Here is a 367-nt window from a genome sequence, read left to right on the forward strand (position 1 = left end):
GCCGACAAAAGCACGATGCCGAGGATGGCGAGCGGTGCAGGAACCTCGCCGACCACGACCATGCCGCCAAGCGCCGAAAGCAGCGGCGCGGTGCCGCGCGCCAGCGGATAGGTCTGGGCGAAATCGCCGGCCTTGTAGGCGCCGATCAGGAATGTCCGATAACCCATGTGGAAGAACACCGAGGCGAGAATGAATGGCCAGACCTCGGCCTTTGGCACGTCGACGAAAGGCAGCACCACGAGCGCGGCGGCGCCCATGCCGAGCGTCATCAATGTGATCGACAGGAAGCGGTCGAGATGGACCTTGACCAGAGCGTTCCAGATCGCGTGCATGGCTGCCGCCGAAAGCACTGCAAGAAAGACGAAGA

1 pseudogene is annotated in these 367 nt (G+C 63.2%); it reads right to left on the minus strand.

Annotated elements, in window-relative coordinates:
- Positions 1-367: pseudogene (locus tag EN874_RS32520) on the minus strand (EamA family transporter); the annotation flags it as partial.

Origin of the sequence: Mesorhizobium sp. M1D.F.Ca.ET.231.01.1.1 (genome assembly GCF_003999155.2) — a bacterium.
Classification (GTDB): domain Bacteria; phylum Pseudomonadota; class Alphaproteobacteria; order Rhizobiales; family Rhizobiaceae; genus Mesorhizobium.